The sequence below is a fragment of the Sulfurihydrogenibium sp. genome (assembly GCF_028276765.1).
GTDB lineage: Bacteria > Aquificota > Aquificia > Aquificales > Hydrogenothermaceae > Sulfurihydrogenibium.
On sequence record NZ_JAPYVU010000032.1, the window covers coordinates 1 to 21348 of the forward strand.

General features: G+C 32.3%; 17 protein-coding genes, 1 tRNA gene, 1 pseudogene and 1 CRISPR repeat array. Of the genes and pseudogenes, 8 read left to right on the forward strand and 11 right to left on the reverse strand.

What is annotated here, in order from left to right:
- The 3 genes and pseudogenes from Q0929_RS06155 to Q0929_RS06165 all read left to right on the forward strand — a co-directional run.
- Positions 1-383: pseudogene (locus tag Q0929_RS06155) on the forward strand (hypothetical protein); the annotation flags it as partial.
- A 22-nt stretch (positions 384-405) separates the two neighbouring features.
- A complete protein-coding gene (gene secG / locus Q0929_RS06160; protein WP_299238910.1) occupies positions 406-699 on the forward strand; it encodes a preprotein translocase subunit SecG in 294 nt (97 codons plus the stop codon).
- On the forward strand, positions 699-1940 hold the full coding sequence (locus Q0929_RS06165) for an MgtC/SapB family protein (protein ID WP_299238912.1): 1242 nt from the start codon (positions 699-701) through the stop codon (positions 1938-1940). Before secG ends, Q0929_RS06165 begins: the two co-directional genes overlap by 1 nt.
- Positions 1941-2170: 230 nt before the next feature.
- Here the strand turns inward: Q0929_RS06165 and Q0929_RS06170 are convergent, their stop codons facing one another.
- From Q0929_RS06170 to Q0929_RS06200, 7 genes are all read right to left on the reverse strand, one after another.
- Complete coding sequence (locus tag Q0929_RS06170) at positions 2171-3115, reverse strand: acetyl-CoA carboxylase carboxyltransferase subunit alpha (protein ID WP_299238914.1); 945 nt, start codon at positions 3113-3115, stop codon at positions 2171-2173.
- A 1-nt stretch (position 3116) separates the two neighbouring features.
- Positions 3117-4118 carry a sodium:calcium antiporter gene (locus Q0929_RS06175; protein WP_299238916.1) on the reverse strand — a complete coding sequence of 334 codons (1002 nt, stop codon included), beginning with the start codon at positions 4116-4118 and terminating at the stop codon, positions 3117-3119.
- Positions 4118-5815, reverse strand: coding sequence for a S1 RNA-binding domain-containing protein (locus Q0929_RS06180; protein WP_299238918.1), 1698 nt, complete (start codon positions 5813-5815; stop codon positions 4118-4120). Before Q0929_RS06180 ends, Q0929_RS06175 begins: the two co-directional genes overlap by 1 nt.
- Positions 5808-6674, reverse strand: coding sequence for a 4-hydroxy-3-methylbut-2-enyl diphosphate reductase (ispH, locus tag Q0929_RS06185; RefSeq protein WP_299238920.1), 867 nt, complete (start codon positions 6672-6674; stop codon positions 5808-5810). The genes Q0929_RS06180 and ispH overlap by 8 nt, the downstream gene beginning before the upstream one ends.
- On the reverse strand, positions 6667-7296 hold the full coding sequence (locus Q0929_RS06190; protein WP_299238921.1) for a lysophospholipid acyltransferase family protein: 630 nt from the start codon (positions 7294-7296) through the stop codon (positions 6667-6669). The genes ispH and Q0929_RS06190 overlap by 8 nt, the downstream gene beginning before the upstream one ends.
- A 25-nt stretch (positions 7297-7321) precedes the next feature.
- Positions 7322-7870, reverse strand: coding sequence for a DUF507 family protein (locus Q0929_RS06195; protein WP_299238923.1), 549 nt, complete (start codon positions 7868-7870; stop codon positions 7322-7324).
- Positions 7871-8033: 163 nt separating this feature from the next.
- Positions 8034-9926 (reverse strand): 2Fe-2S iron-sulfur cluster-binding protein, encoded by a 1893-nt coding sequence (locus Q0929_RS06200; RefSeq protein WP_299238925.1) that lies wholly within the window; start codon positions 9924-9926, stop codon positions 8034-8036.
- A gap of 345 nt (positions 9927-10271) precedes the next feature.
- Here Q0929_RS06200 and Q0929_RS06205 point away from each other — a divergent pair, with 345 nt between their 5' ends.
- On the forward strand, positions 10272-12200 hold the full coding sequence (locus tag Q0929_RS06205; protein ID WP_299238927.1) for a PhoX family phosphatase: 1929 nt from the start codon (positions 10272-10274) through the stop codon (positions 12198-12200).
- 565 nt (positions 12201-12765) lie between these two features.
- Positions 12766-13386: a CRISPR direct-repeat array (repeat unit 29 nt; unit sequence CTTTATAACCCACACGGTTCAGATGGAAC).
- Between the two features lie 836 nt (positions 13387-14222).
- Here the strand turns inward: Q0929_RS06205 and metF are convergent.
- Genes metF through Q0929_RS06225 form a run of 4 tightly spaced genes read right to left on the reverse strand, consistent with a single transcriptional unit; the run spans position 14223 to position 17667 of the window.
- The gene (gene metF, locus Q0929_RS06210) at positions 14223-15104 is read right to left on the reverse strand and encodes a methylenetetrahydrofolate reductase [NAD(P)H] (RefSeq protein ID WP_299238928.1); all 882 of its coding nucleotides are present in this window, start codon (positions 15102-15104) and stop codon (positions 14223-14225) included.
- Positions 15105-15107: 3 nt separating this feature from the next.
- A complete protein-coding gene (locus tag Q0929_RS06215) occupies positions 15108-15986 on the reverse strand; it encodes a LysR family transcriptional regulator (RefSeq protein WP_299238929.1) in 879 nt (292 codons plus the stop codon).
- Positions 15973-17097 carry a 1-deoxy-D-xylulose-5-phosphate reductoisomerase gene (dxr, locus tag Q0929_RS06220; RefSeq protein WP_299238930.1) on the reverse strand — a complete coding sequence of 375 codons (1125 nt, stop codon included), beginning with the start codon at positions 17095-17097 and terminating at the stop codon, positions 15973-15975. The genes Q0929_RS06215 and dxr overlap by 14 nt, the downstream gene beginning before the upstream one ends.
- Before the next feature lie 6 nt (positions 17098-17103).
- A complete protein-coding gene (locus tag Q0929_RS06225) occupies positions 17104-17667 on the reverse strand; it encodes a thioredoxin family protein (protein WP_299238932.1) in 564 nt (187 codons plus the stop codon).
- Positions 17668-18092: 425 nt separating this feature from the next.
- Here Q0929_RS06225 and Q0929_RS06230 point away from each other — a divergent pair, with 425 nt between their 5' ends.
- From Q0929_RS06230 to Q0929_RS06245, 4 genes are all read left to right on the forward strand, one after another.
- Positions 18093-19388 carry a sensor domain-containing diguanylate cyclase gene (locus tag Q0929_RS06230; RefSeq protein ID WP_299238934.1) on the forward strand — a complete coding sequence of 432 codons (1296 nt, stop codon included), beginning with the start codon at positions 18093-18095 and terminating at the stop codon, positions 19386-19388.
- Positions 19363-20190 (forward strand): 4-(cytidine 5'-diphospho)-2-C-methyl-D-erythritol kinase, encoded by an 828-nt coding sequence (locus Q0929_RS06235; RefSeq protein WP_299238936.1) that lies wholly within the window; start codon positions 19363-19365, stop codon positions 20188-20190. The genes Q0929_RS06230 and Q0929_RS06235 overlap by 26 nt, the downstream gene beginning before the upstream one ends.
- Positions 20191-20196: 6 nt before the next feature.
- A tRNA-Gln gene (locus Q0929_RS06240) sits at positions 20197-20268 on the forward strand.
- 31 nt (positions 20269-20299) lie between these two features.
- Entirely contained in the window at positions 20300-21235 is a 936-nt protein-coding gene (locus tag Q0929_RS06245; protein ID WP_299238938.1) for a ribose-phosphate pyrophosphokinase, read from the forward strand.
- Positions 21236-21348 lie beyond the last annotated feature (113 nt).

The window sequence follows — 21348 nt, forward strand, 5'->3', positions numbered from 1 at the left end:
AAAACTTAAAAATACTACAAAAACACGTCTCACTTCTCACGTCTCACGTCTCACGTTTAGAAAGTGGAAAGAGTGAGTCAGCTACCCAACAAACTGCCAACCAACGGAAGGAACAGGTGAGGGGTCTACCTGCAGGTAGACATAAAAGCTGGCAAGTTCTTTCCATAGCCTTAGCTTTCTGCTGTCTTGAAAAACCTTACAGAGATTTTTCTCCTTTGAAGCGTGTAATCGTTTCAAAGGATTGGACAGCAGTGGTTAACAGGTTAGTTCCTGTGCTTGGTGCAGGGACTATGACACTTCCAAAATACCGCCTGTCAGGGTCGGAAGTGTCTGAAATGGCGGACTATAAATACCCTGACCCAAGCTGTGCAAGTTTTGCATAGTTTGGTTGACCAGGTGTAGAAGGTGGAATTTTTATTTGGAGTTTTATCTGTAGTTTTAATAATTGTCTCTATTCTTTTAATAATTCTTGTTTTAATGCAAAAAACAAAAGGTGCTGAGATTGGAGCTGTTTTTGGGTCTGGTGCGGCAAAGGCTGTCCTTGGAGCTTCTGCAGCAACGATTTTAACAAAAATAACCTACTGGCTTGGAGCAATATTCTTAACATTAGTTTTAATACTATCATATTTGAGCGTCCATATTGCAAAATCAAAATCTGTAATTGAAAGTATACCGGCAGAGCAAACACAAAAGAAATAATGGAAAATTATGATATTCTCTATAAAATCCTATTCTCTCTCGTTCTTGGATTTTTAATTGGTCTTGAAAGAGAATATAAGGTTAAAGAAGAAGTATTTGCAGGTGTCAGAACATTTCCCCTTATATCTCTTCTTGGTTTATTATCTGCATTTATAAGTGATAAATTTTGGAATGAAGCACTTTTAATATCATTTCTTGCGATCATAGGATTTAGCTTAGTCAATTTTTTCTTAGAATACACTAAGGATAAAGGCGTTACGACAGAGATTTCTGTATTGATTACTTTCTTAATTGGAGTATTAACATACTATAATCAATATTACACAGCTTTATTTATTGCCTTATTAACTACATTAATCCTTGCATTGAAAAAGCCATTAGAAAATTTCGCTAAAAGTCTTTACTTTCAAGATGTAATGACAATTTTAAAATTTGCTTTTTTAACAGCTGTCATCTATCCAATTTTACCGGATAAAAGTTATGGCCCTTTTGATGCTTTTAACCCAAAGGAAATATGGAAAGTTGTAATTATTATTTCTGTAATAGATTTTATTGGATATTTTCTACTGCGATGGAAAGGTACTAAATCCTTGGTTTTGGTTGGATTTTTTGGTGGTTTGGTTTCAAGCACCGCAGTTACTTACAATTTCTCGATTCTTTCTAAAAAATTAGATAAAAAAGAAATACTAATCCTTGGCATCATAATAGCTTGGGTAATTATGAATTTAAGAATAATGATTTTGGTTGGAATTTTTAATATAAATCTTTTGACTCTAATTTTTCCCGGTTTCCTGATCATTGCAGTAATTCAGTTAGCTTTTGTTAAAAAGTACTACAAATACTTAAATTCTCAAATTGAAGAAGAAAATGCTAATCAGTTTCAAGAGGCTTTTAGCATCCTTAATATACTCCAATTTGCTTTTATTTATGCTGCTGTTATATTTTTTATAAAAGCATTGAAATATTATTATGGCTTAATTGGTATGTACTTTATAAGTTTTATCTCAGGTGTGATTGATGTTGATGCTATAACAATTTCTGCATCAAACCTAACAAAATCGGGAAGTGTTGAGCTAATTTTTGGAGCAGTAATGATCCTTTTAGCTGTACTTTCTAATACTATATTTAAATACATTTATGTTTTTATCTTTGCAGATAATTACTTAAAAAGAGAGATGTTTAAAATAACTTTATTTACTGTTGTTCCACTTATAATTTTTATCTTATTTAGCTTTATTTAACAATTTGGGTAAAAAATTCAATGGACTGTAGTGTTCTTAGCTATCACTGTACAACATTAAGAGTTGCAAAGTAAGTGTCAGGATAGTTCATAAAAATTAGCCGAAGGCTATTAAGAGGTTAAACGGCTACCGAAAAAAACTTTATCATTTATTTTGTCAATACATACAACAGAAAAACATCATTTAAATCAACAGAAAATTTCGTAATTCTTTCAATTTCTAATACTCCACTACTTCTCAATAAACCTTCCCATTGAATAAAATTTTCTATGCCTTAACTCAACCAATTCATCTAAGTCAATATTTGTTATTTCTCTTAAAGATTTTCTTAAAGCTCTTCTTAATAATCTATACATTTTCTTTGGCTGTAAATGAGCTCCACCAAGGGGTTCTCTTACTATACAGTCAATAATACCAAGTTCTTTTAAATCTTGTGCTGTAATTTTTAAGCTTTCTGCTGCAATAGGTGCTGATTCTGCTGATTTAAAAAGTATGGCAGCACAACCTTCAGGAGATATTACTGAATATATAGCATTTTCAAGCATAAGTATTTTGTCTGCAACGCCAAGAGCCAATGCTCCACCACTACCACCTTCACCTATGACAGTCGCAATAATAGGAGTTTTTAAGCTACCCATTACCATTAGACTTTCTGCTATGGCTTGAGATTGACCTCTTTCTTCTGCACCAATTCCCGGATAAGCTCCCGGAGTATCTATAAATGTAAAAATCGGTCTTTTAAATTTTTCTGCTAATTTCATTACTCTGATGGCTTTTCTGTATCCCTCCGGGTGCGGCATTCCAAAGTTTCTTTCTATCTTTTCTTTTGTGTCCCTTCCCTTTTCATGACCGATTACACAAACAGGCTTCCCTTCAAAGTTTGCAAATCCTGCTATTATTGCTTTATCATCTGCAAACCTTCTATCTCCGTGAAGTTCTATGAAATCAGTGAATAAATTATTTATATAGTCTATTGTGTGTGGTCTTTTTGGATGTCTGGCAAGCTGAACTCTGTCCCATGCTGTCAAACTTGCCATCTTTTCCTTAGACAGTTTTTTAAATCTCCTTCTTAATTTTGCAAGCTCATTAATTAAATGATGCTCACCTTTCTTTACCCTCTCTCTTAATATCTCAATCTGGTCTTGTAAGGATTGCAATTCTTGATTTATATCCATCTTATCCTGCTCCATTTGTTAAAACTAAGTATATATAGGCTACGAAAAGTAATATACCGGATGTAAATCCATAAGCAAAATATTTTCTATTAATGTAAGAGACTGTTAAAGCTATAAAAGCTGAAATTATTGCAAATATTCCAGACACTAACGCAAGTCCTGTGATGTTCCATTCTGTAAATAAAACACCAATGCTAACAGGAATTGTGCTTTGAAACACCATTGCGCCGGCAACGTTTCCAACTGCTAACGTATCTTTCTTTTCTAAAATCCATTTTATGCTGTTAATTTTTTCCGGTAATTCTGTAGCTATTGGAGCAATAATAAGAGAAAAAATCAATGGGTCTAATCCAAGCGCTAAACTTATTTTTTCTATTCCATGAACGAAGAAATGTGCTCCACCAACCATTAATATAAGAGAGATGATTACTTGAGCAATTATTAAAAATATGTGTGGATGTGGATTTTTAGGAGCTAAAAACAGGTGTTCAGGTGTTTCCATATCTTCACTTTCACCTTTTAATGTTTGAAATACATACAGAACATAAAGACCAATTAAAAAGATAGCAGTTATAACTCTCAGTGTATAGCCTTCAAAAGGGACGATAAATAAAGCTACGGAATAGGCAAATAAAAAGAATGTTAAATCTCGTCTAAGTCCTGTGGTTTCTGCATGTAATGCAACCCCTCTTTTTTTCAATAAATGACCAACGATTACTGTTAATCCAATAAGTGGAAATGCTACGGTTGAAAGCATAAAAGGAGCACCAAGGATTGCTCCAACGCCAATATCATATCCTTTATTTCCTGCAAAAAAAACTATTGCAATTATTGGTATTAAAGTTTCCGGTAAAGCAGTTCCTACAGCAGCCAGTACGCTACCTGTAAAGTTTTTAGATACGTTTAATCTATGTCCAAGAGTTTCTATACCGTTTGTAAACAGCTCAGCTGCTGCTAAAACAAAAAGTATACCAACTACTAATAAAACAAAATCAAGAATCATCAACCTTTCTCCAGCAGCTTTTTCTTAAGAATATCTCCTAAGGTACCTAAGCTTTCTCCTTCCGGCTGCTTTCCTTCTTCCTTTTTACTTGCCAATTTTTCTAAAAGCTTTCTTTTTGCCTCTTCTTCAGCTTTTCTTTTCTCTTCTTCTTTCTTTCTCTTTTCTTCTTCTAATAAAATTTGCTTAATGCTTAATGTTATTTTCTTGTTTTCTGGGTCTATTTTTATTATTTTAGCCTCGACTTCTTGATGAAGCTCTAACTTGTCGCTTGGAATGTTTATTCTTTCTAATGCTATTTCAGAAACCGGTATAAAGCCTTCTATATTTTCTCCTAAATCAACGATCGCACCTTTTTCTATAAGTTTTTTGACCTTTCCTTTAACAATATCGCCAACTTTGTATTTAGAGATAAACTCATTCCATTCTTCTTCTAAGAGCTGTTTCATTCCAAGTAAGATTTTGTCTTTTTCCACGCCAAGAACTTTAAATTTATAAACTTTACCTTCCTTTAATACTGATGAGATGGATTTTATATTTTTATTATCTGTAGCATCTTCAAGTTTTATAATTCCCTCTATTTCACCAAGGTCTATAAATGCAACTTTTTGTTTAACATCTTTAACTCTTGCCTCAATTACACTACCAACAGGATTTTCTTTTAAGAATTTTTCTACTGGATTTTCTTGTAATGCCTTTATGCTTAATTTTAATTTTCTGTTTTCTTTATCAAGCTCTATAATTTTTGCCTTAACTTTATCTCCAACTTTCAAATTTTTCTTAGCTTTCATATAATCAAAATGGGAAATTTCTCTGTTATAGATAAAACCCTCAACTCCTTCTACGTCAACAACTACACCAAATTTATTGATTTCTTTCACGGTAGCTTCTACAACATCCCCAACATTTTTATCAAATTTATCCCATGGATTTGGCTCTAAAGCTTTTAAAGAAAATATTGGCTTTTTATCTTTAATCTCTTTTATTACTAATTCTATGTTATCTCCCACTTTTAAAACATCTTCAAACTTTTTGTTTTTATCCCAAGAAAGCTCACTCTTTGGCAGGATTCCATAAACTACATTGTCAATAGAGATTACAGCAACTTTATCGGTGATTTTTTCTACCTTACCGATAACTTTTTGACCTTGTTGTAAAACTGATAAGTATTTTTCTTTTTCTTCGTTTAATTCTTCTTTTAATGCTTCTTTTCTTGATATTACAACGTTAGGATTGCCTTTTCTTTCTTCAAACTTAACAATGTATCCTTCAAATGTATAACCTTCAGGCAAGGTTTCATCTCTTTTAGTGCCGGACTCTGAAAATGGCATAAATCCTTTAATGCCTTCTATATCAACAATATATCCTTTTTCTCCTTTACTAACTACCATAACTTTTACTTTTTGTCTATTTTCAAAAGCTTCTTTAAGCTTCTTTGCCTTATCTTTCATGACAAAGCCTTTTCTTGAAAGGATAAAGTATCCATCTTTATCTCTTTTGCCAATAAATACCGCTTCTATCTCATCACCCTCTTTATAACCTTCTGCTTCTTGTTTTCTTAAAACAGCTTCTACTTTTTGTCCTATATCTACATAAACTTTATCATCTGTTATTTTTACGACTTTTCCTTTTACTTTTTGATTTTTTGAGTAATGGGAAGTTTCTACAGCTTGCTCCATCATTTTTTCAAACTCATTCATGGCTAACTCCTTTTATTTCTTTGATTTTATTTACAACTTCTTGAATTATCCAGTCAGGTGTAGATGCACCGGCTGATACACCTATATTTTCTTTATTTTCAAACCATTGTTCTTGTAGCTCATCTGCTGTTTCTATATGATAAGTATTTGGATTTAATGCTTTTGAAATCTGATAAAGCCTTTGTGTATTTCCACTGTGTTTTCCGCCGATGATTATCATCACATCAACTTCCGGTGCTATTTTTTTAACCTCTTCTTGTCTTACAGAAGTAGCATCGCAAATTGTATTAAAAACTTTTAACTCTTCTGTATTTTCTGCCAAATATCCTACCGCTTCTCTGAAAAAGTCTTCACTTTGGGTTGTTTGGGCTACTACTCCGATTCTATTTCTTTTTGGAACTTTTTTGACTAAATCTTCAAAATTTTCAACAACAACGCCTTTTCCGCCAACTTCTTCAAGGTGTCCAAGTGTTCCTATCACTTCCGGATGTCCTTCTTCACCTATTATGACTACAAAGTATCCCTCTTCAACAAGTTGCTTGACTTTATCATGAACTTTTTTTACAAACGGACATGTAGCATCAAGAACGTTGATATTCAGCTCTTTTAACATTCTTTCTGTTTTGGGTGGCACACCATGAGACCTTATGATTACGGTATCACCGGGTTTTAGTTGTGAATAGTCCTGCATCTCTTCAACGCCAATAGATTTTAGATAATTAACAACTTGCTTGTTATGGATTATTGGACCATTTGTATATGCATGTCCGAGTTTTTCTCCAGCTTGCTTTGCCATATCTACCGCTATTCTTACACCAAAACAAAAGCCTGCTGTTTGTGCAACTATTATATTAGCCATCTCTTTTTACCTCTTTTAACTTTTTGATTTCGTACATTACTTTTTCTGCCACATGCTCGTAAGATGATATTCCTTCAAAATTTATAGGTTTTCCAATAATTACATCAATATTATACTTGAATAATTTAGGAAATTTTGATTTTACTGGTAGTATTTTATCTGTACCTTCAATAAGAATTGGTATCACTGGAACTTTTGCTTTTTCTATAAGATAGCCAACTCCTGGTTTTGGTTTTCTAAACTCTCCCGGTCTTGCTCTTGTTCCTTCCGGAAAAATTCCTATTACATAACCTTCCTTAAGTAAAGAGATGGCTTTTTTTATCGTGATTAAATCTCTATTGTCTCTTTTTACCGGAATAGCTCCTGCCTTTCTAATTATCCAACCAAGGATTGGCACTTCAAAAAGCTCTTTTTTTGCTAAGAAGATTATCGGTCTTGGAGATATGATGTTTAAAACTGGTGGGTCTAAATAACTTCTGTGATTGGCAGCTAAGATACAGCCACCGGTCAACGGTATATTTTCAAGCCCTACAGCATTTATTTTTAATAGCTTTTTTAACGCCGGTCTGATTTTATAAAAAACTTTATAACCAAATTCTGAGTATGGGGCTTTTTTCTCCAAAAATTATCTCCAAAAGAGAGATTTTTTATAACCAACCTCTCCTCTTTAAAGCATCTTCATATATTCTATTGTAGAGAATTCTCCATTCAGGAGTTCCTTCAACGATTTTTCTTGAGTAAGACCTGATTCTTTGTCTAACTTCTTTATCTATCTCTCTTTGCTCTCTTACCAATCTTTTCAAAAGCTCTAAGACTATTCTTCTTATTTTGTTTGGATGTTCAAATATTTCTACAGAATCTTCTGTTTCAATGTATCTTTTTATTCTGTTTGCAATTTGATTTAATCTCTCTTCTGGGTCAAGGTGGATGTTTCGTTCCTCGGCTAATTTTTCCATCACTTTTAAGACAGCTGTTCTAAATCTTATATCTTCATGCTCAAACTGTTTTATATACTGTTCAACAAGTCTTTCTGCCTCTTCTTCAAGTTCTTTTTCTTCTTCTACAGCTTTTTTGATTATTTCAAGGATATCGTGTCTAAATTTTTGTTCATCATCTGCTTCGACAATATGCTCATTTATAAGCTTATCTGCAATGCTTTGAGATACTATCTCCACCAGCTTTGCTGGCAGTTTCATAAATATCCTCCAACTTTAAGATAGTAAAACATTATAACATTATGATTTTTTGTTTGCAAATTGATGCAGAAAATGCTTGTAAAAATTAACATTGTCCGACGAAGAATCCTTGGCTTTATGTCTTCATTCTTTACTCACTATAATAGCAATTCATGAATTGCTTCTACTCTTCTTCTACCATGCTTAAATTCTTCATCTTCCATCCGGTCAAGTTATTAGACCTTCTTGAAAAGAAAGAAACATCCCAAATGTTTTGCTTTTCGATATTAAAATAAGCTGGCAATTTTCCATAGTTAGATTTTGCTATATTTTGTTTGCTGCCGGATTTTAGCTGATTTAAAATCTTTTCAAAAGTTTTATTATTGTTAATATTTGATTTAATTGAAGCTTTTACCTTTTTTATACCTCTTACGAAGCTATAATGTCCGTCTTCTTCTGTCCATGTATTTAATGGAATAGCTACATCGCAAACCAACGCAAGCCCATCTTCAAAGGGAGTAAATATTACTTTCTTTTCTAAAGTCATTAAAATTTCTTTTAACTTATCTTCTTCTAAAAATTCTGCTATATCTTCACCAAAAAGAATGATGTTTTTGATCTCTCCACTTTCAATTTTTGAAATAATATCCGGCAAATAGCTAAGATTTTCTACAATGTTTATAATTCCAAAACCGTTTGGATAAGGTGGAATCAATAAGATTTTATTTTGCATTTGTGATTGAACTTCTTTAAGTTTTTTTCCAAACCTGTAAGCATCTTCTCCGTAGAAATAGTTAGAGTATACTATAATCTCACTGCCATCTACAATTTCAATAAGTTTTTCAATGATTTGACCACCTTCTGTATCTATTATAAGCGGATACAGTTTTTTTAATCTTTTTACTTGTGGAGAAATTGCAATAACTTTTTTATTCATGTAGTATGTGATTACAGGATTTGTATCGGTGATGTCATTTCCAACCACTATCCATTTTTTAGCATTTTTTAACTCTTCTTCCGATGGCGGTGTATACTCTCCAAATCCTTCTAAAAGTGGCAGTAAATCCAATGTAATTGTTGATGTAATATATGCTCCTGATTTAGAAGCAATTTCATTTATCTTTTGCAAATTTTCATTTAATAAATATGGAGATACAACAATGGCAGTTTGAGATGGTTTTTCATTTAATAGGTCAATAACTTCTTGCAAAACATCATCAAATGAAGAATAATTATTGTTTATTTTTGGATATTTTAATCTATTTGTATTGAAGCTGTCATATCCAAGATAAGGCTTTGCGCATACCTCAAGCTCTGCTGTACTTCTTATTCTGTGTATTTTTTTATCATCATGGTCTATTACAACAGGACAGCCAAGGGAGCAAAAACTGCAATGAGTGTATGTTTCTTTTAATAGCCAAGGTCTTGCATTAAATTTAAAAGGCTTAAATAAAATAGCTCCAACCGGACATATGTCTACACAGAGACCACACATTTCACAGGTTGATGTATCCATAGGTTTTAAAGCTGGAGAGATTAATATCTCAAATCCTCTTTCTATTTGAGTAATAGAATGAGATTTGTTTATGTTATCGCAAACACTTACACATTTCATACATAAAACACATCTATTTGATACATACTCAAGATAATCACTTTCCCAATCTTCTTCTGGTCTTATTTTTTCAAAAGGTGTTATTGGCAGTATATTATGCTGTGGTCCCCAGTAGGTCCCCCAGTTTTGTAAATCACATTCTCCGGCTTTATCACATATTGGACAGTCAAGAGGATGTCTTGTAAAAAGCATTTCAAGTATAAATTTTCTATCTTCTTTTACTTTTTCATTCTCAGTCTCTATCTCCATCCCGTCATAGACATAACTTCCACATGCAATGATACTTCTCTTTGCTTTAACATCATAGACTAAACACATTCTGCATCCGCCGAAGATTGGCAGTTTTTCATGATAACAAAAGGTTGGAATCAATTTATTAATTTTTTTTGCAGCTTCCAAAACGGTTGTATTCTTAGGTACAGAAATTTCAATTCCATCAATCTTTATGTTTACTAAATCCATCTTACAGCCCACCTAATTTTAATAAGGTAATTTTCCAATTTATTTCATTAAGCATTTGTATAAGCTAATATTATCCTTAAAATTGTATCTAAATTCAAGCTTTTTAGATAGTAGATAAATTGAGAGTGTTCCAAAATTTATGTAAGTTTACTTTTTCGCCCCAAGGATGTAAGCCCGAAGGATCTCCTTTTTAAATCCCATAAAAATTGCTAATTTCTCACCCAAGGTATTCATTCTTTTTGTATTTATAGCATTTTTAAAAAATAAGTTAATAAAATTTAACTTAATTTTAATAAAAAATTGATAAAATCTCTGATTATAAAATAACTTTGAGAGGTCTAAATCATGGAAAACTACTTTGGAGACATTTTAGAAAAAGCCATGTCAAGAAGAGATATATTTAAGATTTGCGGAATATTAGGACTTTCTGGACTGTTTAACGTTGGATATTCTAAGGACATTCAAACATCTGTAAAAAACTATAAAAACTTATCTTTTAGAACCATTTATCCTAATACAAAAGATGAAATAACGATTCCGGAAGGTTATGAATGGAAAATTTTAATCAAATGGGGAGACCCGTTAGATAACAACGATGGGATAAACTATCAGAATGTTTTTGAAAAAACATCTAACCATGATGTTGAAAGACAAAAGTACTGCTTTGGATACAATAATGATTTTGTAGGATTTTTTAACTTTAAAGATAAAACTCTTTTGGTTGTAAATCATGAGTACACTAACCCAGAGCTTATGTTTAAGGATTATTTTCTAAGAAATCAGCCAACGAAAGAAGAGGTTGATTTTATGATTCAGGCTCATGGGCTTTCTATAGTTGAGATTAAAAAGAATAAAGATGGATTTTTTGAGTATGTAAAAGACTCTAAATTCAACAGAAGAATAACAGCAGAAACAAAAGCTTTAATATCCGGACCTGCGAAAGGGCATAAACTTCTCCAAACATCTTACGACCCAAACGGCGAGTTTGTGTATGGAACTATTGCTAATTGCTCAGCAGGAAAAACTCCATGGGGAACGGTTTTATCCTGTGAGGAAAACTTCCATTCTTACTTTGGAGGAGATTTAGAAAACATAGACCCAGAAAAAATGACAGATTATAAAGTTGTTGAAATCCATCAAAGATACGGCGTTCCGGATATTAAATATCATGATTATTATGGGTTTTATAAGTACTACGATAGGTTTAGCGTTGAAAAAGAACCAAACGAAGCAAACAGATTTGGCTGGGTTGTAGAGATTGACCCATTAAACCCAAACAGACCACCAATTAAAAGAACAGCCCTTGGAAGGTTTAAGCATGAAGCAGCAAATACCGCTATCGGAAAAGATGGAAGAGTAGCAGTTTACATGGGAGATGATGAAAGATATGAGTATCTTTACAAATTTTTAACTAAAAACAAGTTTGACCCAAATAACAGAGAGAAAAATCTTAACCTGTTAGATGAAGGAACGCTATACGTGGCTGTATTTAACGATGACTTTACAGGACAATGGGTAGAAATTGCATCGGCTTACTTAGAAAATGGAAAGTATATAATTAAGCCAAATCCAAAGCTACCAAACATATTCCAGGAAGACCCTGCCTTGTGTTTTATCTACACAAGAAAGGCTGCTGATTTATTAAACGCTACGAAAATGGACAGACCCGAAGACGTAGAATATAATCATATCACTAAATCTGTTTTTGCTGTCATGACTTACAATGAAAAAAGAAAAGCATCAGAAACAAACGCAGCAAACCCAAGACCGGAAAATACAATGGGACATATTATAGAAATCATTGAAGAAAATCACAATCCTACTTCAACAAAATTTAATTGGAGAATAGCCTTGATGTGTGGAGACCCAAAAGCAAGCTCTTACAATAACAAGCTTTTTATCTATGGACAGCTTGCTAAGTCTGATGTTCCACCAATATCAGCACCGGATAACATAGCCATTGATAAAGCTGGTAATGTATGGATAGCAACCGACGGTAATCCTGGATTAGATAGATTAAAATCTAATGATGGTGTTTACGTGCTAAATCCATTTACAAAAGAGTTAAAGATGTTTTTATCAGGCGTGCCAAACTGTGAAATATGCGGTCCTGAATTTTCAGATGATTATAAAGTATTTTTCTGTGCAATCCAACATCCGGGAGAAGGAGATTTAAACGCTACAAAATGGCCGTATCTAAACGACAACTGTCCAATCCCAAGACCAGCAGTTATACAAGTTAAAAGAAAAGATGGATTAGAGATTTATTTATAAATAATTGGCTCACGTAGAGACAGATGACGGGTAAAGCCTGAAAGTTTTTAAGAGAGTGTAATAATTTTTTTAGCTTTCCTTTACGTGTCAGCCTGAAGCCGAAGACTGTAGAATCTATTCTTTTAAAAAGAGAGAGAAAACGAGATTCTTCGCTTACGCTCAGAATGACTATGTTGACTTTTGGAACACCCTACCTACATCAACTTGGGACTGTTCCAAAAATCAAAAAAACTTCTTTTCAAAACATGTAGAAATTCCAAAGAATGGCTGAGCTGAATAATCAAGAGTAGCTTGAAAATATGCTTATATCTTTATAATTCAAACAGTTCGGATACAACTTAAAAATAAGACGTGAAAAGAGACACGTTAAACACTATTTAAACTATCGCCGTTCTTTTAAAACGTCTCACATCTTACATCTCGCGTCTCATCTTATGTAACCCACACTGTTCAAGCTGGAAGTTTAACGTGAGAAGTGAAACGTGGAACGTGAAACGTAGAAAAAATTTAAAACCATTATCATTCTTTTAAAACGTATCACATCTCACGTCTCACGTTTCACCTTTTACATAACCCACACGGTTCAGATGTAACATGTTTTGAAATATCAGACTACGCAAATTTTTTTCTCCTTTATAACCCACACGGTTCAGATGGAACTTGGTTGGCGGAATACGGAGACCCTGCTACACAAGACTTTATAACCCACACGGTTCAGATGGAACTAAGTAGGAGGAAAGTGTTATGGCAAAAGTAAAAGTAATCTTTATAACCCACACGGTTCAGATGGAACGGTGTTATACAACACCACCTATCTGCCTCATACGACTTTATAACCCACACGGTTCAGATGGAACGGTTATATACCCTGAAGGGGTTCAAAGAAAAAGCTACTTTATAACCCACACGGTTCAGATGGAACGCCAGATACACGGTGGATATTATCTGTCGGCGGTAACTTTATAACCCACACGGTTCAGATGGAACTTTTAAATGATCTGTATGCGTTTGAAGAGAATTTTAACTTTATAACCCACACGGTTCAGATGGAACTAGGGTCATTCTACGGACAAGAATTTGTGCTTGATAACTTTATAACCCACACGGTTCAGATGGAACCCCCCCGTTGTATGCTAACCCTGTTAGATTAGATAAGGCTTTATAACCCACACGGTTCAGATGGAACCCGTTAACTTTTAACTCAAAAATAAAATCGCTTTTAACTTACTCTATCAATGTTCTGATAACTATTATACCAAACTTTTAAAAAACCTGCAAGTTGAAGTTTTTTGCAGCAAACCTCGATATACAGAAAATATATTATTATATTTTATCCTTTAACATCCCATCACAAGCCAACCGCTGAAAACCACAAACTCAGAAGCCCGCTGCAAATACCACTCCTTAACTTCCCGATCTTAAAAAATTTTAAAATAAAAAACTGCAAATTTTCAAAAAATTAAACACTACAAATTTCAAAATTAAAAAGTTTATTTCAACAAACACTTACAACTACTTTTTAAAAAATTCCTTTCAAACTTTCATTACACAAGCTTAAATCAAACATCAAAAAATAAAACTACATTACCAATACCTTAGCTTCACTGACTGCTAAATCATCTCGCTAAGTATTCAAACAATCTAACAAAAATCACTAAGATATTGATAAGCCAATCTCTAACGTCTCACATCTCACGTCTCACGTTTCACGTAAAACAAGCTTGTGTGGGCTAACCTATTCAATTGCCAAGGTACAGTTAAAAATTAAAAATTATGTAATAAGTATATCAAAAAAATTTTCTATCTGTCAAGCAGAAATTGAGAGTGTTCCAAAATTTTTGTAAGCTTACCTTTCCGTGTCATCGTGAGGAAGTAAGTCCGAAGGATCTCTTTTTTGATTTTTGACTTGAAAAGAAAAACAGGAGATTCTTTACTTCGCTCAGAATGACAACGTTGATTTTTGCAAGCAGTCTTAGTGATAAATAAAATCTGCCATTCTACAGTCAAGTAAAGAGTCTCATTCTATCCTACTAAATAATCCTTTATATTCTCATAAATCTTGATTGTTGCATCAGACTTATTTAATGTATAAAAATGAAGACCTTTTACGCCGTGTTTGATTAAGTCTATACACTGTAAGGTTGCAAACTCAATACCTATCTTTTTAGTCTCCTCTGGATTGTCTGCATACTTTTCAAACTTTTGAACCACCTCTTCAGGAATGGTTGCACCACACAAAGAAGCAAACTTTTTAATCTGATTAAAATTTGTTATTGGCATAATGCCGGGTATTATTGGAATATTTATTCCTGCTATTTCGCATTTTTCTAAAAACTCATAAAAATAGCTATTATCAAAAAACATCTGAGTAATAGAAAAATCAGCTCCTGCTTCTACTTTCTTTTTAAAGTATAAAATCTCTCTTTCAAGATTTGGGCTTTCTGGGTGTCCTTCCGGATAAGATGCTACCGCTATACAAAAATAGTCTTTATAATTTTCTCTTATCAAGCTTACAAGTTCGCTTGCATGTTTACATCCATCAGACGGAATATCTGTTTTTTCAAAATTAAGGGGCATATCTCCTCTAAGGGCAAGGATATTTTCTATTCCTATTTTTTTATAATCATCAAGAATGCTTAAAATTTCCTGCTTAGAATGACCGATACAGGTAAGGTGTGCCATTACTGTTAGGTTTGTCTCTTCATGTATTTTTTTGACTATGTCTCTTGTCTTTTCTCTCGTTGAACCACCCGCTCCATATGTGACAGACACAAAAGTCGGATTTAACGGCTGTAAGTTTGATATTGTTTCAAACAATGTTTTTTCTGCTTCTTCTGTCTTAGGTGGGAAAAATTCAAATGATATGCTAATCTTTGTGTTTTTTAATTTGTCAATTATTTTCATCTTTCACCTCTGGTTAATATTTTTCAAAAATCTATAAAATCTATTTTCAACAGATGATAATCTTATATTTTTTTGTGTGATAATGGAAAACTTTCTTGTAATTTTTAGGTCGTCAACTTCAATTTTTTTTAAGTATCCGTCATTGATTAAGTCTTCAGCAACAAGCTTAGATACAAAGGCTAAGTAATCTGAGTTTTGCACTATCTTAGCAATAGCTTTACTACTTGAAACTTCCATAGATGGAGTAATTTTTATCTTTAAACTTTGCTCTACTATATTCCTTGTCCCTGACCCAAGTTCTCTGAATATAAATTTATAATTTTTTAGCTCATTTTGTGTTTTTAGATACTCAGAAATAGAATTATTTTTAGATGCAATCAAGATTATCTCATCTTCATAAAATTCAGATACATCAAGTTTGTTTGATATTATGTTATCTTCTACAAGCCCTATATTAAAAATCTTTGATAGTACACCATCTTCAACTTCCTTAGAGTTGCCTATGAAAATTTTTATGCTTACTTCTGGATTTTCTGATAAAAATTTTGTAATTATCTTAGGAAGAAGATAATCACCTATTGTAGAACTACAGCCTATATAAAGAACGGAAGTTTTTTTTACATTTTTAAGATTTTCTTCCATATTCATGTAATCTTCTATTATTTTGCTTGCAAACTGATAAAGGACTTTTCCTTCTTCTGTAAGCTCAAGATTTGATTTATGTCTTCTAAACAAAGTCATTCCAAGGTAATTTTCTATCTTTTTGATTTGAAGCGTCACCGTTGGCTGGGATAAAAAAAGCATATGTGCAGCTTTTGAAAAGCTTTTTAAATCTGCAACTGCTTTAAATATTCTTAATTTGTGATAATCAAGTACTTCCATACTTCCTTGCTATCTCTGTTGCTAAATTTATTGTTTTATCAATTATATAAAATATATCATCTACAGAATCAAGTTTGTTGTAATCAAACTTTTCTAATGTTTCTAAGATAATTTTGTGTATATCTGTAAACTTTATCCTTTCTTCTAAAAAGAAGTTGACGGCTATCTCATCTGCTACGGTCAAAACTGTTGGATATACACCGCCTTTTTTACCACACTCAACGGCAAGTTTTAATAACGGAAATTTTTCTGTGTCTGGTTTTAAAAAGTTAAGCGACTTAATCTTTGTAAAATCTAAGTAATTATCGGATATAAACTTTCTTTCTGGATAAAATAAAGCGTATGATATAGGAATTTTCATATCAGGGTTAGACATGTTAGATATAACAGTTCCATCAACAAATTCAACCATTCCGTGTATGATACTTTCCGGATGGATCAACACATCTATTTTTTCATAAGGCATTGAAAACAAATAATGGGCTTCTATAACTTCTAACCCTTTATTCATCAGCGTTGCGCTATCTATGGTTATTTTCTTACCCATACTCCATCTTGGATGGATTAATGCTTGTTTAACTGTGATATTTTCAAAATCTTCAGCTGGCATATTTACAAAAGGACCACCGGAAGCTGTTAGAATAATTCTTCTAACTTCTTTTTGATTACTATCTTTAAGTATCTGAAAAATAGCAGAATGCTCACTGTCTATTGGAAGAATTTTTTTATACTTATCTTTAAGTAGCTCTCCAAGACAGATGATAGCTTCTTTATTTGCAGTTGCAAGGGTTTTATTGTATTTAAGCAGTAGATAAGTAGGAAGAATGCCTTTTATTCCTGCAATTGCGTTTATGAATAAATCCAAATCAAGACCGACAGCCTGTTTTAACCCATCTTCTCCAACCAAAACCTTTGTATCATCTATACTTTTTTCTTCCGTATTTTCAACATAAACATAAGATGGTTTAAACTCTTTAATCTGATTTATAAGATTTTCAGATAACTTAGAAGCTCCAAGGAGCTGAACTTTTATCTGGTCTTTATACTTTCTGATAACATCTAACGCCTGACTTCCAACAGAACCGGTAGAACCAAGTATTCCAACTTTCAACAAAGCTTAAACTTCTCCTAACGCCTTTACTATATAGCCAAAATATTCATTATCATCTTTTACGCCTACAAACTCCACTTTATCATTGATAACAGTTTTTGGAACTGCTGAAACATTATACTTCATTGCAATCTCTGGAAATGAATAACATTCAAAAATAGAAGCATTTATTAATCTGCTGACAGTTGCAAAGCTGATGGCTTTAATCGTAGCAGGTGGACACCATCCGCAGGAAGTCGTTACAAAAACTTTAATATCTACTGGCTTATCTATCTCTTCTATAAACTCTAAAACTCTTTGAGATATATGATATTCGTTATTTCCTATTATCTTTAAACTCTCTAAAAACGCCTGAAACTCTCCACCAAGAATGTTTCCATAAAACTTTACGCCTGTATCTTCACCGTTTCTTAAAATCTTTATAGCAGGCTTTAATTCTGAAAACTCTTTGTACTCTAAATTTATTTTTTGACTATCTTTAAAATACTCTTCTAATGTTTTTTTAATTTTTTGCGAAATATCTTTTTCGTCAAAATCACAAATTAAAGCTAAAGCTTCTTTTATATCCATGTTTTCCTCTTATTCTTATTATTCTTATTCATAATTAAATATTATAAAATAAACTAAGAAAATAATAATAATAAGGGTGTGATTATTGTGGATAAGCGTCGAAAAGTTAAATTTATCAATAACTTAATCCTGTGGATAACCTGTGGATAAGTCAGTTTTTCCTGTGGATAACTGTGGATAACTTGTGTATTTTTAAAAATTTTAATAAAAGTTATCCACATATACCAGCAAAAATTTTTTAGTTGTCCACAACTTATCCACAACTTATCCACAAGTTGTCCACAACTAATCCACAACCTAAAAATTTTTGGTATACTTAATATACGATGACATACAAAAGGCAAATTTACAAAAATTTTAGAACATTCTCCTGTTAAGTATAAACAATTTAAAAATCTATGCTATCATATCTAAGGATTTGAATAATGAGGCTGAAAGAAATGTTGCAAGAGCTACTTGAGGGGTTTCAGGAAAAGATTCCAAAAGAAAAATGGAAAATAGACTCAAAAGATATTGAGACAATTTTTGAAGATTTTTCTAAACATTTTGAGACAAATGTATCTTTAAAAATTTTATCTGAAGAGGACAGAAAGGTATTATTTCGTTTCATTAAAAGATATATAAAAAATTATTTATCTGTATATCCTGATGATAGAATAAAACTTTTGCAAAGACTGGGAGAAAGACTATTAATTAAACTAATCTCAGAATTTTCTGTTGTTGAAGTGTATAAGATTATACTAAGGGCTGTTGAAAAGATAAAGGATGAAAGTAAAAGGGAAATTCTAAAAGAAAAAATTAACTTTGATTTTATTATTGTTATTTCACTCTACATTAATTTGTCTTATAAAGAGGATAAAAAAATATTAAAAGATAGTAGTTTAGAGTATGTATTAAGTGTAGAAAAAGGAATAAATATTCATTTAAACATAAAAAATAAATTGTATAAGTCTTTATTCTCTGGAAAAAATCAAGTTGAAATTAAATCTGCTGAAGAATGTGAATTTTCTGAGTGGTTAAAGGATAGCTTGATAGATTTAGTTAATGACAAAAATATAATCAAGGAAATAGAATCTTTACATGAAAAATTTCATCTTATAGCTCAAAAAATTTTAAAGGGTAAAGACAATTTTACAAAAGTATTACTCCTTAGAGATTTAGAAGACGCTTCTTTAAAATTAATCTATCTATTAAATAAAATCTATACAGAAAATCTAAGCCACATAGCGATCTACGATAAATTAACACAAGTTTACAATAGAGTTTTGTTAGATAGCATTTTATATAAATTAGCTAAATATTCAAAAAGACATAAATTACCTATTTCAATTATTATGTTAGATATAGATAATTTTAAAGGCATAAATGATACATACGGACATTTAGAAGGTGATAGAGTATTAAAAGTGGTCGCTTCTATAATAAAATCTTCAATTAGGGAATCAGATTATATCTTTAGATACGGTGGAGAAGAGTTTTTAACACTTTTGCCAAACACAGACATAAATGGTGCCGTTGTTGTTGGAGAAAAAATTAGAAGAAATATAGAAAATTTTGATTTTGGCCTTGATAGAAAAATTACAATAAGCTGTGGCATAAAGCAAATAGAAAATTTTGACAATCCTTATTTAGACATAGAAGAAGCCGATAAATATTTATATGTAGCAAAAAAAACAGGTAAGAATAGGTGTATCTATGGAAATATTATACTCACCAGCTAAAATAAACTTAGGTTTATGGATAATAGGTAAAAGGCCTGATGGTTATCATGAAATTTTTACTTTATATCATACCCTTGATTTTTATGACAGAATTATAATTCAAGAGCATCCATTTTTAGAAATAAAAACCTCGCTGCCGGAGATAAAGCAAGAAGAAAACATAGTCTATAAAGCTATTTCGTTGTTTGAAAGTTATACAGGCATAGAACAAAATTTACAGGTTATTATTGAGAAAAACATCCCGGTTGGTGGTGGTCTTGGTGGAGGAAGTTCCAATGCTGCTACTGTTTTAAATTATCTAAATAAAAAACATGGTAATATCCTGCCAAAAGAAAAATTATTTGAAATTGCTGTTAAGCTTGGTGCTGATGTTCCGTTTTTCTTAAAAGGTGGTTTTGCTATAGGAGAAGGCATAGGAGAAAAACTTACATTCTTACCAAAAACTTTAAACGAGGAAATCTTTATAATCTATCCTAACATAAAGTCGGACACAAAAACTGTATACTCCAAGGTTGATAAATCTATATTGACAAATAAAGGAGATTTAAATATAATATTATCTCTGATAAATGAATACGATATAAAGAAATTAGAAGCTTACATTGAGAATAAGTTAGGTGACATAGCCTTAGATTTGTATCCAGAGATAAAAGAAGTTTATGATTTTTTAAATTATTTAGGATTTTCACCGAAAGTATCCGGTAGTGGCAGCTGTGTTTATGTAATAGGAAAGCCAACTGAAGAAGTTGAAAAAGCTGCAGCCATTAAAGGTTGGAGATTAATAAAAACGAAACTCAAATAAATACACTGGGGAGTAGTTCAGCGGCAGAACACCGGTCTTTGGAACCGGGTGTCGGAGGTTCGAATCCTCCCTCCCCAGCTACAATCAAAGTTGTCTTCGGAGGATTCAATTGAGTAGAGCCTTAAAAATTATCAGTGGAAATGCCAATCTCTCCCTGTCTAAAGAAATTTCAAATTATTTAGAAACTCCATTGGTCGATGTTCTTCTTACAAGATTTAGTGATGGAGAAATCAGAGTTCAAATAAATGAAAATGTTAGAGGTGCTGACGTTTTTGTCATTCAATCTCTAAGCCATCCTACAAACGATAGTATCATGGAGCTTTTACTTTTATTAGATGCTTTAAAAAGGTCTTCAGCCCATAGAATAACTGCTGTTATTCCATACTATGCATATGCAAGACAAGATAGAAAAGATAAGCCAAGAGTACCTATCAGTGCTAAATTACTTGCAGATTTGATTCAAACAGCGGGGGCTCACAGAGTTCTAACGGTAGATTTACATTCAGCTCAAATACAAGGGTTTTTCAACATTCCGGTTGACAATATTTTTGCATTACCTGTTATATATGAGTATTTAAAAGCAAAAAACATAGAAGATTTAGTTATTGTCTCACCTGATGCAGGCGGTGTTGAAAGGGCAAGAATGCTTCAAAATAGACTTGGCGGCAATCTTGCAATAATATATAAAAAAAGACCGGCTCCAAACGTAGTGGAAACCCTTGATGTTATTGGTGATGTGAGCGGTAAAAACGCTGTAATCATTGATGATATTATAGATACTGCCGGAACTATCGTAGCAGCTGCTGATATGTTAATTTCTAAAGGTGCCAAATCTGTAATTGCAGCATGTACTCATCCTGTTTTCTCAGGACCTGCTGTTGAAAGATTAAAAAATTCTTCTATTCAAGAGGTAATAGCTACAAACACTATTCCCGTAGATGGAAAAGAGTTTGATAAATTGACAGTTATATCTGTTGCTGAATTACTCGGAGAAGCTATTAAGAGAATAAATATAGAAAGCTCTGTAAGTTCGTTATTTATTTAAAGTTTAATTAGAGAAAGGATAAACGTTAGATGTCATTCTGCAGCCGGCGAAGAGTCTCATGCTTTTATTGAATTTCTCACCCGATACATTTAATTTATTATTTAAGTATTAAT

What these genes read in the sequence shown, in the direction of transcription:
- Q0929_RS06165 (WP_299238912.1), top strand. Translation starts at nt 699, where the DNA reads ATGGAAAATTATGATATTCTCTATAAAATCCTATTCTCTCTCGTTCTT.
- Q0929_RS06170 (WP_299238914.1), bottom strand. Translation starts at nt 3,115, where the DNA reads ATGGATATAAATCAAGAATTGCAATCCTTACAAGACCAGATTGAGATA.
- Q0929_RS06175 (WP_299238916.1), bottom strand. Translation starts at nt 4,118, where the DNA reads ATGATTCTTGATTTTGTTTTATTAGTAGTTGGTATACTTTTTGTTTTA.
- Q0929_RS06180 (WP_299238918.1), bottom strand. Translation starts at nt 5,815, where the DNA reads ATGAATGAGTTTGAAAAAATGATGGAGCAAGCTGTAGAAACTTCCCAT.
- ispH (WP_299238920.1), bottom strand. Translation starts at nt 6,674, where the DNA reads ATGGCTAATATAATAGTTGCACAAACAGCAGGCTTTTGTTTTGGTGTA.
- Q0929_RS06195 (WP_299238923.1), bottom strand. Translation starts at nt 7,870, where the DNA reads ATGAAACTGCCAGCAAAGCTGGTGGAGATAGTATCTCAAAGCATTGCA.
- Q0929_RS06200 (WP_299238925.1), bottom strand. Translation starts at nt 9,926, where the DNA reads ATGGATTTAGTAAACATAAAGATTGATGGAATTGAAATTTCTGTACCT.
- Q0929_RS06205 (WP_299238927.1), top strand. Translation starts at nt 10,272, where the DNA reads ATGGAAAACTACTTTGGAGACATTTTAGAAAAAGCCATGTCAAGAAGA.
- metF (WP_299238928.1), bottom strand. Translation starts at nt 15,104, where the DNA reads ATGAAAATAATTGACAAATTAAAAAACACAAAGATTAGCATATCATTT.
- Q0929_RS06215 (WP_299238929.1), bottom strand. Translation starts at nt 15,986, where the DNA reads ATGGAAGTACTTGATTATCACAAATTAAGAATATTTAAAGCAGTTGCA.
- Q0929_RS06225 (WP_299238932.1), bottom strand. Translation starts at nt 17,667, where the DNA reads ATGGATATAAAAGAAGCTTTAGCTTTAATTTGTGATTTTGACGAAAAA.
- Q0929_RS06230 (WP_299238934.1), top strand. Translation starts at nt 18,093, where the DNA reads ATGAGGCTGAAAGAAATGTTGCAAGAGCTACTTGAGGGGTTTCAGGAA.
- Q0929_RS06235 (WP_299238936.1), top strand. Translation starts at nt 19,363, where the DNA reads ATGGAAATATTATACTCACCAGCTAAAATAAACTTAGGTTTATGGATA.